Genomic DNA, 13,294 nt, shown 5'->3' with positions numbered 1-13,294 from the left:
GGTTCAGCAATGCAGCGGGCGGACCCTAGGAACGCCACATGACGGCTTCTTGAAGCTCAAAGGCAACTTTCCATACGAAGTTTCGATGCCTCCTATCGGGCGCGCCCATATGTGAAGGTATCTGCGGGTTTGCGGCCGCGACCGTCATACGAACGTTATGATGCCCGCCAATATCGGAGCCTGAAACCGAACCTCCGCCAACCCGTCCAGGCTGTCTTGCCGATGTCCATTGCCCAGTTGCGCGCATTTCACCACGTGGCGGCTGCCGGGGGCTTCTCGCAGGCCGCACGCGAGATCGCGGTGAGCCAGTCCACGCTATCCGGCCATGTCCGCCAGCTCGAACAGGTCTCCGGTACCACCCTGTTCGAGCGCAAGCAGCGCGGCGTGGCGCTGACGCCGGAAGGCCATGCGCTGTTCGAGATCACCTCCAGACTGTTCGCAGCCGAAGCGGAGGCGCGCGGGCTGCTGAAGGATGAATCGGGCAGGATCGGCGGCCACCTGCGTGTCATCGCCGACGGCGCGGCCCTGCCTCTCGCCATCGTCGCGAAGCTCAGGGACATGCGGCCGCGGCTGACCTTCTCGCTCTCCATCGCCAATTCGGCCCGGGTCATCGCCCAGCTCCTGGAGTACCGGGCGGATGTGGGCGTCACCGCGCAATTGCCGTCCGACAGCCGTCTGCATGCGCGCAAGTTCTCCGATGTCGGCCTGTGTGCCTGCGTCGGCCAGGCACATGGCTGGTCGGACCGTAGCTGCGTCGCCATGGCGGACCTCGACGGCATGGCCTTCGTCCTGCGAGAGCGCGGTTCGCGGACCCGGGAGATCTTCGAGGAGAACCTCGTCCGCCACGGGGTGGCGCTCGGGCCGGTGACGGAAGTTTCCACCCAGGACGGCGTGCGCGAGGCGGTCGCGGCGGGCTTCGGTCTCGGGGTTTGCGCCACGATCGATGCCGGCCACGACAGCAGGCTCCATGTCCTGCCGATCGTCGATGCCGATATTGCCCTGACAGAATATGGCGTATGCTTGGAAGAGCGCCGGAGGTTGCCGCTGGTGCTCGATTTCTTCGCCGCGATGGAAAGGCTGCATTGCGGCGCAGGGCCGGAAAAGCCCCGATTCTGACGCAAATTGCGTGCGCCCGGCGACCGATTGTCATATTAATGGCCGTGTTGTTGTGGGCAAAGGGTGGGCAACCGATGGTAGTGTTTGGCGTAGCGCTGCGGACCGTCTCCGCAGTCTGGATCTCGCTTCTCCTCATGCAGAGCGCGGCTCTGGCGCAAGAGGCGGGAGGGCCCGCACGGGACGGGCTCCGCATGCTCTCGCCTGACGCCCTGTTGTCCGATGCGGTCAGCCTGCGCCAGGCGCTGCAACGGATCGTGGCGGGCCTGCCGGACTTTCCCGAACGCAGCCTGGCGGCGTTGAGGGCCGCGGGGCCGGACGGCACGCTCGGCTGGATCGGGTTTGCCCTCCTCAGTGCCGCCATCGCCATCGCCATCGGGTTCGGCGCGGGCCGCGCCATGCGGCGCTGGGCCCTGAGCCGTTTCGGAGCGGAGGCGACGGGCGTTCCGGAGACGCGCGGGCACAGGATCGGATTCCTGCTCGGGCGCGCGGTCTTCTCTCTTGTCGAGATCGCCGTCTTCGCCCTCATCGCCTTCCTGGTCATCGTCATTGTGGACAGCGGTCGCGACGAGATCCGCCACACCGCGGTCCTCGCCCTCGGCGCAGTGACAGGTTTCCGGGCGGCCCGCGTCCTGTTCAAGGCGGTGCTTGCGCCTCACGAGCCGGCCTGCAGGCCGTTTGCGCTTGGCGATGCCGATGCGCTCGGGCTCTATCGCTGGATGCTCGCGACGGGCGGTATCGCGGCCGTCCTTGGCGGCCTGTGCCTGTGGATGCTGGGCCTCCGGCTCGACGAGGACGCGCTCAAGCTCATGCTGATGGTGACGTCCCTGCTGGTCGCCGGCGGGCTGATCGGGGCTGTCCTGAAGTACCGCGCGGCGATTGCCGCCGTCATCGCCGGCCCGCCGCCCGTGCCGCTCTGGCGGCGGGCGGTCGCGAGCATCTGGCATGTGGTGGCGGTGCTCTATTTCGTGCTGGCGCTCGGGGCGAGCGCCTTTCGGCTGGTGCTCGACAGGCAGACCGCGCCGGGCCTCATCTGGGCCCCGCTAGTCGTGCTCGTCGCGGCCATGGCAGCCTACGGGCTGCTGATCGTCTTCGTTCACCGCGTGCTTCTGCCGCATCTCGACACGCCGCGCGAGATCGACCGCCGGGCGGCCGAGCTTGGCGAGGAGGATGCGGCGCGACAGATCGGCGAGGAGGCCAGCGAGGACCTTGCCCAGGCGCGCGCGGAGGCTGTGGAGGCCGAGCAGACGCGGGCGCCCTATCGTGCGCTGCTCGATCACGGCGCGGCGATCGTGACCTGCATTCTCGCGGTCGCGGCCATGGCGCACATCTGGGGCCTGCCGATTGTCGGGGAAGGCAGCCTGATCGGCGGCATGGTCGAGATCGCCGTCATCGCCTTCGTCGGTTATATGGGCTATCACGCGGTGCGCATCGCGCTCGACCGCCGGATCGAGAAGGAAGCCCCGCAGGACGACGGCGAGGGGTCGGGAGAGGCCGAGTTCGGCGCGGGCGAGAGCCGGCTGGCGACCCTCCTGCCGCTATTCCGCAATTTCCTGCTCATCACCATCGCCACCATGACGGCGATGATCGTGCTCGCCGAGCTCGGCGTGAATATCGGCCCGATCTTCGCTGGCGCCGGCGTCGTCGGTCTCGCCATCGGCTTCGGCGCGCAGACACTGGTGCGCGACATCTTCTCCGGTGCCTTCTTCCTGATCGACGACGCATTCCGCAAGGGCGAGTACATCGATATCGGCACGGTGAAGGGGACGGTGGAGAAGATCTCGATCCGGTCCATGCAGCTTCGCCACCATCGCGGACCGCTGAACACGGTGCCCTTCGGCGAGATCAAGTTCGTGCAGAACTTCTCTCGCGACTGGGCGATCATGAAACTCGCCTTCCGCGTGACCTACGACACCGATCCCGAGCATGTCCGCAAGGTCATCAAGAAGCTCGGCCAGGAGCTCCAGGAGCATCCCGACTACGGCCCCTTGTTCCTGCAGCCGCTGAAGTCGCAGGGCGTTCTGGCCATGGAGGATTCCGCCATGATCGTGCGGGTGAAGTTCATGACCCGCCCGGGCGACCAGTTCACCTTGCGCAAGGCTGTCTATGGCGGCATCCGCGACGCCTTCGCGCGCGAGGGCATCAAGTTCGCCCACCGCCAGGTCTCCGTCCGCGTCACCCAGGATGGCGGCGACGAGGCCGAACCCCTGTCGGAGGCCGCCGTCAAGCAGGTCGCCGGCGCTGCGGCCCGTATCGCCGAGGACGAGGAGGCCGCCAGGCAAGCGGCCGGAGGCGCGAACAAGCCCGGCTAGAGAGGCCCGCGGCCGGGCGGTGTAAGGTTCACCCTCATGCGCCGCCGCCCTTGAGGAAGGCGTGGAAATCGCCGATCTCCTCTTCGGTCGGCTCCAGGCCCGTGAAGCAGCGCAGATAGGCGGCGACATAGGACATGCGCGTCTCCATCGGCTCGTTTATGCCGAGCGAGTAGTAGCCGATCTGCATGAAGTAGAGGACACGAGCGCGGATGAAGGCCTCCTCGCGCGGATAGCCGTGGCGCTCGAACATGGCCGCGATGGCGGTCACGCGCCGTTCGTCGGCGAGGTCGACGACCTTGCGCACCGCCTGCGACCGCCGCGCCCAGTCGCGCACCGCGATATCGAGCTTGGGATCGAAGAGCGCCTCGTCCACCCAGCATTCGAAAATGCTGAGCACGCTGCGGCAGGCGCTGTCGGCGGGCCGTTCGGCGCGTGCGATGAGGGGCGCGGTGTTGGTGTCCAGCCAGTAGTCGAGCAGATGGTCGAGAAGGTCCTGCCGGCTCTTGAAGAACCAGTAGAAGCTCGAGCGCGAGACGCCGAGCTTCTGTGCGATGGTCTGCACCTTGACGCCCTCTATGCCGTCGGCGACCAGTGCGGCGACCGCGGCGCGCAGCCAGTCGAGCTTGGTCGTGCGGCTGCCGGGCTCGGCGGGCGGGAGGGGCGCGGATGCTTTGTTCGTCATCTCTGTACACATATGTCTAGACGCAAGACTGCACGCACCGTAAGTTTTGCGCAACAGGGATATGTTGGAAACGGGGATGGCGATGAAGACGCAATATCGGGTCGTGGTCATCGGCGGAGGCGTGGTCGGCGCCTCGGTGCTCTACCATCTGGCGAAGCTCGGCTGGAGCGACGTGGCGCTGATCGAGCGCGAAGTGCTCACCGCGGGGTCGAGCTGGCATGCGGCGGGCGGGTTCCACGCGCTCAATGCCGATCCCAACATCTCCGCGCTGCAGTCCTACACGATCGACCTCCTGTCGGAGGTGGAGGCCGAATCCGGCCAGAATATCGGCATGCACATGACCGGCGGCATCTCGGTCGCCTCCGCGCCGGAGCGCTGGGAATGGCTGCAGGCGGCCTATCGCGTCTTCCAGACCATGGGGATCGAGGATGTGCGCCTCGTGGGGCCGGACGAGATCGCGGAGGCCTGCCCCATCGTGTCGACGGAGGGCATTCTCGGCGGCCTGTATTCCGAGCGCGAGGGCCATATCGACCCGTCGGGCGTCGTGCACGCCTATGCGCGCGCGGCCCGCAAGCGCGGCGCGGAGGTCATCGAGCACAATCGCGTGCTGGAGCTCAACCAGCGCCCGGACCTCGCCTGGGATGTGGTGACGGAGCAGGGCACGATCCGGGCGGAGCATGTGGTCAATGCCGGGGGGCTGTGGGCCAAGCAGGTCGGGCGCATGGTCGGGCTCGAACTGCCCGTCACCCCGCTCGAGCACCACTATCTCGTGACCGAGACCATCCCCGAGATCGCCGCGCTCGACCGCGAGATCCCCATGATCGTCGATCTGGAGGGCTTCACCTATATGCGCCAGGAGCAGAAGGGCATGCTTCTGGGCATCTACGAGACCGACTACAAGCACTGGAACATGGACGGTGCGCCCTGGGATTACGGCTTCGAGCTGATCCAGGAGGATATCGACCGCATCGGCGAGGAGCTCTCCATGGGCTTCTCGCGCTTCCCGTGCCTGGAGACCGCCGGCATCAAGCGCTGGGTGAACGGGGCTTTCACCTTCTCGCCCGACGGCAATCCACTGGTCGGCCCGGTGCGCGGCGTGCCCAATTACTGGCTCGCCTGCGGTGTCATGGCGGGCTTCCTGCAGGGCGGCGGCGTCGGCAAGTCGCTGGCCGAATGGATGATCCATGGCGAGCCCGAGAGCGATATTTTCGGCATGGATATCGCGCGCTACGGCGATTTCGCCTCCAATAGGGAGTATATCCGCCAGACCACGGGCCAGTTCTACTCTCGCCGTTTCGTGATGACCTATCCGAACGAGCAGCTCCCGGCGGGCCGCCCCTTGCGCAAGGCCCCCGCCCATGACGCGATGACGGCGGCCGGCGCGCGCTGGGGCTGTTCCTGGGGGCTGGAGGTGCCGATCTATTTCGCCCCCGACGGCTTCGAGGAGACGCCGACGCTCAACCGCTCCAACGCTTTCGACATCGTCGCGGAGGAATGCCGGACGGTTCGCGAGGGTGTCGGTCTTCTCGATATCTCCGCCTTCTCGCGCTACGAGGTGACGGGGCCGAATGCGAGGCGCTGGCTCGACCGGATGTTCGCCAGCCGTCTGCCGGAGCCGGGCCGGACACGGCTTGCCCCGATGCTCGGGGCCGATGGCCGGCTGAAGGGCGACCTCACCCTGTTCAACTGGGGCGACGGGCGCTGGTGGATCCTCGGCTCCTATTATTTGCGCGAATGGCACATGCGCTGGTTCGAGGACCATGGGGAGGACGGCGTCACGGTGCGCGATATCTCCGACGGCGTGGTCGGCTTCTCGCTCTCCGGCCCCAAGTCCCGCGCACTTCTCCAGCGGGTGACCTCCGGCGACGTCTCCGGCGAGGCGTTCGGTTTCATGCAGTGCAAGCGGCTGGACATCGGTCTCCTGCGCGTCCATGCCGCGCGCCTGTCGGTGACCGGCGAGCTCGGCTACGAACTGCACTGCCCGGCCAGCGAACACATCACGCTGCGCCAGACCCTGATTGCGGCGGCGGACGGGTTGGGCCTCGTCGAATACGGTTTCAACGCGCTCAACTCGCTGCGCCTGGAGAAGAGCTTCGGCATCTGGTCGCGCGAGTTCACGCAAGGCTATACGCCGGCCATGACCGGCATGGACCGCTGGATCGCCTTCGACAAGGGCGATTTCGTCGGCCGCGCGCCGGCGCTCGAGGAGACGGAGGCGGGCGGCGCGGCGCAGGTGCTGGTCACGCTGGAGATCGATGCCGACCGCGCCGACGCGACAGGCTTCGAGCCCGTCTGGAAGGACGGCCGGCGCGTGGGCTTCGTCACCTCCGGCGGCTATGGCCACACGGTGGGCAAGAGCCTCGCCATGGCGCTCGTCGACCGCGAGGCAGCGGCGGAGGGCACGGCGCTCACGACCCATATCGTCGGGCGGGAGCGGGGTGCGCGAATCATCGCACCTTCGCCTTATGATCCCGCCGGCACGAAAATGCGTGCATAAGACAGGGCTCCTGCCAGCCTGCTTCACGCCAGAGGATCGGAATGCCCACCAACAGCTTTGTCCTGAACCTGTCCTGCGAGGACCAGCCCGGCATCGTCGCCGCGGTGACCACCGAGCTTGCCGGGATCGGTGCGAATATCGCCGAAAGCAACCAGTTCTGGGACCGACAGACCAACCGTTTCTTCATGCGCATCGCGTTCGCCGCGCCCGGCGAAGTGGGCAAGGAGCGCATCGAACACGCGCTCAAGCCCGCGGTCGACCGCTTCGCCATGAGAACCGTGCTCGTCGACGAGACCCGCACGCCGCGGATCGTCATCATGGTGTCGAAGTTCGACCATGCCATGCTGCATCTGCTCTACCAGATCCGCGTCGGCTGGCTGAATGCGGAGGTGGTGGCCATCGTGTCCAACCACGAGGTGGCGCGCCCCGTCGCGGAGCTGGAGGGCATTCCCTATCACTGCTGGCCGGTGACGAAGGAGAACAAAGAGGAACAGGAGACGAGACTCCTCGACCTCGTCAAGGAGACGGGCGCCGATCTCGTGATCCTCGCCCGCTATATGCAGGTGCTCTCCGACAGCCTCTCCAAGCGGCTCTTCGGGCGGATCATCAACATCCACCATTCCTTCCTGCCGAGCTTCAAGGGTGCCAAGCCCTATCACCAGGCGCATGAGCGCGGCGTGAAGCTGATCGGCGCCACCGCCCACTATGTCACGCCCGACCTGGACGAGGGGCCGATCGTCGAGCAGGAGACCGAGCGTGTGACGCATGCCATGACGGCGGAGGATTTCGTGGCCACCGGCCGCGACATCGAATCCCGCGTGCTCGCCCGCGCGGTGAAGCTGCATCTGGAAAACCGCGTCATGCTGAACGGCCACAAGACCGTGGTGTTCTGAGCCGGTTCCCGTCCGGCCCCGACCGACGAGTGCCCGGGATCCAGGGCGCGCCGAGGTTTCTCCCATATCGGTGGGGAGGCCGCGGCGCGCCTTTTTTCATGGATCCGTCACGATTGACTTGACGGCTATATGCCGGTGGTATTCCAATATGAGAACAAAATAGTCAGCGCCTGAGTTGGATTAAATTTTAGGCGTCGGGATCGGAGCATCAAAGGGGGAATCCCTCGCGGAGATGGCAGCCAGGGCCAAGGCGGACAGTCCGAGCCTCACCAGCATCGCCTATCGGCGGCTGCGGGACATGATGCTGTCGGGCGAGCTCAAGGCCGGGGCGATCCTCCAGGAGCGGCGGCTGGCCAAGGTACTCGACGTTTCCCGCACACCCTTGCGCGATGCGCTCTTCCGGCTGGAGGGTGAGGGCTTCGTCATCCGCCATGACGAGGGTGTGCTCCAGGTGAAGCCGGTGACGCTGGAGGATTACAGAGACGCCCTGCGCGTGCGTATCCTGCTGGAGACGGAAACGGCGCGGCTCGCCGCCGGCAGGCTTTCGGCCGCGACGGTTGCGCATATCCGCGAGAAGGTCGAGACGCTTCTGGAGGATGTCCGGCACGGCGGCGAGATTTCGCGGCAGGCCATAGAGGACGCCGACAACGCCATCCATCTCGCCCTCGCCGAGGCGAGCGGCAACCCGCTTCTGTGCGAGCTGATCGTCTCGATCCGCCAGCGGTCGAGGCTCTACGGGCTCGACCGGCGTCCGTCGCGTCTGCACGACACCTGCGTGGAGCATCTGGCGATCCTCGACGCCGTCGAGGCCGGCGATGGCGAGGCCGCCGCGCAGGCCATGGAAGACCATCTCCGGATCATTATGGGCGACCTCCAGCCGCGCCTGAACGGGCCGCGCTCGGTGCGTGCCGTCACCGGGCGGGGCGGATAGCGAGGACCAGGATCCATGGGCGATATCAACCAGATGAGGAACGAGACGTGAGTGCGGAGAGCGACGTTCGGCTGGCTGCTGACATTGGCGGAACCTTTACCGATATCGTCCTGGACATCGGCGGGAAGCGTCTGACGCGCAAGGTGCTCACGACGGCTGGCCGGCCGGAGGAGGGGGTGCTGGAGGGCATGGCGCTCGTCCTGTCGGACGCCAGCCTCCATGCCTCCGACATCGACGTCTTCGTGCACGGCACGACGCTTGCGACCAACGCCATCATCGAACGCCGCGGGGCGCGGACGGCGCTGATCGCCACCGACGGCTTCCGCGACGTGCTCGATATCGGCACCGAAAGCCGCTACGACCAGTACGATCTGGAGATCGAGAAGCCGGCGCCGCTCGTGCCCCGGGCTCTGCGCTTCACGGTGCCCGAGCGCGTCGACGTGCATGGGGGCGTGCGCCTGCCGCTCGACGAGGCCGCCGTGGGGGCGCTCGTGCCCGCGCTGAAGGCGGCCGGGGTGGAAAGCGTCGCCTTCGCCTTCCTCCATTCCTATGCCAATCCGGCCCATGAGCGCCGGGCTGCGGAGGTGCTGGCCGCCGCCATGCCGGATGTCCGGATCACGCTGTCGAGCGAGGTCTGCCCAGAAATCCGCGAATATGAGCGCACCTCGACCGCCGTCGCCAATGCCTATGTGCAGCCCCTGATGGACGGCTATCTGGCGCGCATGGCCGATGCGCTCCAGGCGGAGCAGTTCCGCGGGGCGGTCTATCTCGTCACCTCCGGCGGCGGGCTCACCTCCATAGAGGCCGCCCGGCGCTTCCCGGTGCGGCTCGTTGAATCGGGGCCGGCGGGCGGGGCGATCTTCGCCGCCGCGATTTCCGCCCGTCTCGGCGAGGACCGGGTGCTCTCCTTCGACATGGGCGGGACCACCGCCAAGATCTGCCTGATCGAGAAGGGCGAACCGCACAGCTCTCGCGCCTTCGAGGTCGACCGGGCTGCGCGGTTCCTGAAGGGCAGTGGCCTGCCGCTGCGCATCCCCGTGATCGAGATGGTCGAGATCGGCGCGGGCGGCGGTTCGATCGCTCGGATCGATGCGCTCAAGCGCGTGGCGGTGGGCCCGGAGAGCGCGGGCTCCGAGCCCGGCCCCGCAGGCTATGGCCGTGGCGGCGTGCACCCCGCCGTCACCGATGCCGACATTGTGCTCGGCATGATCGACCCGGAGGCCTTTGCCGGCGGCACCATTCCGCTGGACCCCGGGCTTGCGCGCGATGCGCTGGCCCGCGATATCGGCGAACCGCTCGGGCTGACGCCGGAGACCGCGGCCTATGCCGTCCACGAGATGGTCTGCGAGAACATGGCGAGTGCGGCGCGCGTCCATGCTGTGGAGCGTGGTGCGATCGTCGGCCAGCACACGCTGATCGCCTTTGGCGGGGCGGCCCCGCTCCATGCCGCGCGGGTCGCGGAGAAGGTCGGGGTCGGCCGCGTGGTCGTGCCGCCCAATGCCGGGGTCGGCTCCGCCGTCGGCTTCCTTGCCGCGCCGGTCTCCTACGAGCTCGTGCGCAGCCGCCATGTGCGGCTCGACGATTTCGACACCGATCTCGTCTCCGGGCTTCTCGGCGAGATGGCGCGGGAGGCGCGCGCGCTGGTGGAGCCGGGCGCGCGCGGTGCGCCGCTCACGGAACGGCGGCTCGCCTATATGCGCTATGTGGGCCAGGGCCACGAGATCACGGTGGAGCTGCCCGCGCGCGATCTTGAGCCCGACGACGTGGCGCGCCTGCGCGAGGCCTTCGAGGCCGACTATGCCGCCCAGTTCGCCCGCGTCATTCCGGGCGCCGCGGTGGAAATCCTGAGCTGGTCGGTCCTGGTGACGACGGAGGCGCGTCACGAGGCGCCCGTCGCGCCCGTGGCGGACGCGCCGGCGCCCATGCCGGCGGGCGTGCGCCGGTTCTTCGACGGGCGCGCGGGCGAGACCATCGAGGTGCCGCTCTACCGCCGGGACGACATGGCGCCGGGGGCGCGGGTCGCAGGTCCGGCAGTGATCGCGGAGTCGGAGACGTCCACCTTCGTGGCGGCGAGCTTCGATGCCCATATCGACGGCGCCGGCTGCATCGTCATGAACCGCAAGGCGGCCTGAGGGAGGGATCCATGAGCGAGAACGGCGTCGGCCTCATCGACCTGCAGATCATGTGGAACCGCCTCGTCGCGGTGGTGGAGGAACAGGGGCAGGTGCTGATGCGCACCGCCTTCTCCCCCATCGTGCGCGAATGCGGCGACCTGTCGGCGGGGGTGTTCGATCTCCAGGGCCGGATGCTCGCCCAGGCGGTCACCGGGACGCCCGGCCATGTCAATTCCATGGCGGAATCGGTGAAGCACTTCATCGACCATTTCCCGGTCGCCACGATGAAGCCGGGCGACGCCTACATCACCAACGATCCCTGGATGGGCACCGGGCACCTGAACGACTTCGTGGTGACCACGCCGTGCTTCAAGAACGGCCGTCCCGTCGCGCTGTTCTCCTGCACCAGCCATCTCATGGATATCGGCGGCATCGGCTTCGGCCCGGATGCGACGGACGTGTTCATGGAGGGCCTCTACATCCCGATGCTCAAGCTCATCGAGGAGGGGCGCGTCAACACATCTGTCATGGCGATGATCCGCGCCAATACCCGCCTGCCGGTGGACACCGAGGGCGACACCTATTCGCTGGCCGCCTGCAACGATGTCGGCGCCGACCGGCTCGTGGAGATGATGGACGAGTTCGGCATCGACACGCTCGATACGCTCGCCGACCATATCTGCGCGCGCTCCAGGGAGGCCGTGCTGGAGGAGGTCGCGAAGCTCCCCAGGGGCACGTGGCACAACGAGATGACGGTCGACGGCTATGACGCGCCGGTGACGCTGGCCGCGTCGCTGACCGTGTCGGAGGACGGCATCCATGTCGATTTCGACGGCACGTCGGAGGCGTCGCGGCACGGCATCAACGTGCCGCTCTCCTACACCACCGCCTATACGGTCTTCGGGCTCGGCTGCGTGGTGGCGAACGCGATCCCGAACAATGCCGGCTCGCTGGCGCCGCTGACGGTTTCCGCGCCGGAGGGCTCGATCCTCAATGCGCCGAAGCCCGCGCCGGTCGCCTCGCGCCATGTGATCGGCCAGATGCTGCCCGATGTGGTTTTCGGCTGCCTGAAGCAGGTGATCCCCGAGCGCGTGCCGGCGGAGGGCACGTCGTGCCTGTGGAACCTCAATGTGCGCGGGCGCACCCAGTCCGGCACCGGCGGCAATTACGGCTTCTCCATGGCGGTCACGTCGAATGGCGGAACGGGCGCGCGCCACGGCAAGGACGGGCTGTCGGCGACCGCCTATCCCAGCGGTGTGCGCGGCACGCCGGTGGAGATCGCGGAGACGCAGACCCCGCTCATTTTCTGGCGCAAGGAGCTCAGGCCCGATTCCGGCGGCCCCGGGCGCATGCGCGGCGGGCACGGCCAGATCATCGAGGTGGAGAGCGGTGTCGGCGCGCCGTTCGAGATCCTCGCCGCCTTCGACCGCATAGACCATCCCCCGCGCGGCCGCGACGGCGGCCATGACGGCGCGGCGGGCTATGTTGGCCTGAAATCGGGGACGAAGCTCAGGGGCAAGGGGTTTCAGGAGGTTCCGCCGGGCGACCGTCTGGTGGTGATGACGCCGGGCGGGGCAGGGATCGGCGATCCGGCATCGCGCGACCGCGACAAGGTGGCCGCCGACCTCGCCGACGGGCTGGTGACCGCGGAGAACGCCACGGCCTATGGCGAGACGACCGGATAAGCGGGCGCAAAGTCCCGCATGTCGTCCGTCCTTGTCGGTTCTGGGATAACAAGAGAGGGGAAGATCGATGATCACGAGACGCAATTTCCTGGCAGCCGCGACGGCGACCGTCGCCTCGGCCTCCGTCGTGCGGCGGGCCTCCGCCGCGGTCACGCTGGACCTCGCCACCGTCTGGCCCGACGGAAACTTCCACACGCAGAACGCCGTCGCCTTCGCGGACGCCGTCGGCAAGGCGACCGACGGGGCGGTGGCCATCACAGTGCAGTCGGGCGGTGCGCTGGGGTTCAAGGGGCCGGAGCAGCTGCGCGCGGTTCGCGACGGGCTCGTGCCCATGGCCGATGTGCTCAATATCCAGCAGATCGGCGACGAGCCGCTGCTCGGCACGGAATCGATCCCGTTCCTGGTCGGCTCGGCGGACGAGCTGAAGGTGCTGCACAAATATCTGCGGCCCGCCTATGACGAGATCGCGGCGAAGAACAACCAGAAGATCCTTTATATGGTGCCGTGGCCGACCCAGTACCTCCATCTCAAGATCAAGGCCGACGGCCTTGCGGGGCTCGAGGGGGTCAAGATCCGCGTGCCCGACAAGAACGCGCAGGACATGTGCAACGCGCTCGGCATGTCGGCGATCCTGATGCCGTGGGGCGAAGTGGTGCCGGCGCTCGCCTCCGGCCGTGTCGACGGCGTGTCGACCTCGGCGACCTCCGGCGTGGACGGCAAGTTCTGGGAGTTCCTGGAGACGATCTATCCGACGAACCACGTCTGGTCGTCGCAGATGGTCAATATCAATCTCGACCGCTGGAACGAGATCTCGCCGGCAAACCGCGAGAAGATCGAGGCGCTGGCCCGCGAGATGGAGCCGGGCTTCTGGGAGGTCTCGGTCCGGAACGACAAGGAAAGCCTGAAGCTCCTGACCGACAACGGCATGGAGGTCATGGCCATTTTGCCGGAGATGCGGGCCGAGATGCAGGCGCGCACCGCTCCGCTCAAGGACGCCTTCATCGAGCGCGTGCCGCAGGCCGGCCCCATCGTGGAGGCCTATCTCGAAGAGCTCGGGAGAGGCTGAG

At 67.5% G+C, this 13,294-nt stretch carries 9 protein-coding genes; 8 read left to right on the top strand and 1 reads right to left on the bottom strand.

The window, feature by feature from the left end:
• Positions 1-255 precede the first annotated feature (255 nt).
• On the top strand, positions 256-1,116 hold the full coding sequence (locus HW532_RS09170; protein ID WP_425491939.1) for a LysR family transcriptional regulator: 861 nt from the start codon (positions 256-258) through the stop codon (positions 1,114-1,116).
• A 191-nt stretch (positions 1,117-1,307) separates the two neighbouring features.
• A complete protein-coding gene (locus HW532_RS09165; RefSeq protein WP_213164079.1) occupies positions 1,308-3,425 on the top strand; it encodes a mechanosensitive ion channel family protein in 2,118 nt (705 codons plus the stop codon).
• 34 nt (positions 3,426-3,459) lie between these two features.
• On the opposite strand, the gene HW532_RS09160 is transcribed toward HW532_RS09165, so the two are convergent.
• Complete coding sequence (locus HW532_RS09160) at positions 3,460-4,107, bottom strand: TetR/AcrR family transcriptional regulator (RefSeq protein WP_213164078.1); 648 nt, start codon at positions 4,105-4,107, stop codon at positions 3,460-3,462.
• 82 nt (positions 4,108-4,189) lie between these two features.
• Between HW532_RS09160 and HW532_RS09155 the strand changes: the two genes are divergently transcribed.
• The 6 genes from HW532_RS09155 to HW532_RS09130 all read left to right on the top strand — a co-directional run bounded on the left by HW532_RS09155 (position 4,190) and on the right by HW532_RS09130 (position 13,293).
• On the top strand, positions 4,190-6,604 hold the full coding sequence (locus HW532_RS09155) for a GcvT family protein (RefSeq protein WP_213164497.1): 2,415 nt from the start codon (positions 4,190-4,192) through the stop codon (positions 6,602-6,604).
• Positions 6,605-6,645: 41 nt separating this feature from the next.
• Positions 6,646-7,497: a formyltetrahydrofolate deformylase gene (gene purU, locus HW532_RS09150; protein ID WP_213164077.1), complete on the top strand. Its 852-nt coding sequence runs from the start codon at positions 6,646-6,648 to the stop codon at positions 7,495-7,497.
• Between the two features lie 232 nt (positions 7,498-7,729).
• The gene (locus HW532_RS09145; RefSeq protein ID WP_213164076.1) at positions 7,730-8,428 is read left to right on the top strand and encodes a GntR family transcriptional regulator; all 699 of its coding nucleotides are present in this window, start codon (positions 7,730-7,732) and stop codon (positions 8,426-8,428) included.
• Between the two features lie 47 nt (positions 8,429-8,475).
• Positions 8,476-10,560 (top strand): hydantoinase/oxoprolinase family protein, encoded by a 2,085-nt coding sequence (locus tag HW532_RS09140; RefSeq protein WP_213164075.1) that lies wholly within the window; start codon positions 8,476-8,478, stop codon positions 10,558-10,560.
• Between the two features lie 11 nt (positions 10,561-10,571).
• Complete coding sequence (locus tag HW532_RS09135) at positions 10,572-12,227, top strand: hydantoinase B/oxoprolinase family protein (RefSeq protein WP_213164074.1); 1,656 nt, start codon at positions 10,572-10,574, stop codon at positions 12,225-12,227.
• A 67-nt stretch (positions 12,228-12,294) separates the two neighbouring features.
• A complete protein-coding gene (locus tag HW532_RS09130) occupies positions 12,295-13,293 on the top strand; it encodes a TRAP transporter substrate-binding protein (RefSeq protein WP_213164073.1) in 999 nt (332 codons plus the stop codon).
• The last annotated feature ends 1 nt before the right edge of the window (position 13,294 follow it).

This window comes from Kaustia mangrovi (assembly GCF_015482775.1).
In the GTDB taxonomy this organism is placed as follows: Bacteria; Pseudomonadota; Alphaproteobacteria; order Rhizobiales; family Im1; genus Kaustia; species Kaustia mangrovi.
The sequence above is the reverse complement of the archived record's forward strand: the minus strand, read 5'-3'. Positions and strand labels throughout refer to the sequence as shown.

Bases quoted from the DNA above. Each gene is read 5' to 3' on its own strand.
- HW532_RS09155 (WP_213164497.1), top strand. From the start codon at position 4,190: ATGAAGACGCAATATCGGGTCGTGGTCATCGGCGGAGGCGTGGTCGGC.
- HW532_RS09165 (WP_213164079.1), top strand. From the start codon at position 1,308: ATGCTCTCGCCTGACGCCCTGTTGTCCGATGCGGTCAGCCTGCGCCAG.
- HW532_RS09160 (WP_213164078.1), bottom strand. From the start codon at position 4,107: ATGACGAACAAAGCATCCGCGCCCCTCCCGCCCGCCGAGCCCGGCAGC.
- purU (WP_213164077.1), top strand. From the start codon at position 6,646: ATGCCCACCAACAGCTTTGTCCTGAACCTGTCCTGCGAGGACCAGCCC.
- HW532_RS09130 (WP_213164073.1), top strand. From the start codon at position 12,295: ATGATCACGAGACGCAATTTCCTGGCAGCCGCGACGGCGACCGTCGCC.
- HW532_RS09145 (WP_213164076.1), top strand. From the start codon at position 7,730: ATGGCAGCCAGGGCCAAGGCGGACAGTCCGAGCCTCACCAGCATCGCC.
- HW532_RS09135 (WP_213164074.1), top strand. From the start codon at position 10,572: ATGAGCGAGAACGGCGTCGGCCTCATCGACCTGCAGATCATGTGGAAC.